General features: G+C 36.5%; 1 protein-coding gene. It reads right to left on the bottom strand.

Annotated features, from left to right (window positions below; all coding sequences use genetic code 11):
- Window positions 1–242 precede the first annotated feature (242 nt).
- The coding region (locus DNK84_RS10595) for a transposase (RefSeq protein WP_162902386.1) at window positions 243–598 on the bottom strand (356 nt) is incomplete at its 5' end.

Raw genomic sequence — 598 nt, 5'->3', positions numbered from 1 at the left:
CACCTTGGTATACGCAGGTGCCAATGCGGTGAGATTATCCGCATCTCTTTTAGGGAACTTCTCATGAAAAGTCTGTGTTAATCTTTCTAATAGCGATACTACTCTTTCGTCGTAATGCATTAACTTACCTGCTTCGTTTTAAACAAAATACGACAGCAATGATAAGCTAGTTTGCCGCAAGGCTCAAGTATTATTTAAATGAGTTTTTTTATTGGATTATTAGGTTCTGTGAACCAATTTTTTTACCGCATCCAAATCAAACTCCCAGAAAAGTTTAAAAATCCACTAAAACTGATTATTGTTTTATCAAATCTTGAAAAAACTCTACGAAAGTGCTTCAGCTTCGAAAAGAAACATTCAATCAAATGCCTTTCTTTGTAAATTTCCTTATCATACTCATGCGGCTCTTTTGCATTACTTCTTGGTGGAATGACTATATTACACCCTCTTTCAAGTAAAAATGCATACAAATCCTTTGAGTCATAAGCTTTATCCCCAAGCACATTTGCATCACGCACATCACTTAACAACGCTTTTGACTGTGTACTCTCATGTATCTGTCCAGTTGTAAGGATGAACTTGATTGGCCGACCTACCC

The organism is Facilibium subflavum, from assembly GCF_003574485.1.
GTDB lineage: Bacteria > Pseudomonadota > Gammaproteobacteria > Francisellales > Francisellaceae > Facilibium > Facilibium subflavum.
The sequence above is the reverse complement of the archived record's forward strand: the minus strand, read 5'-3'. Positions and strand labels throughout refer to the sequence as shown.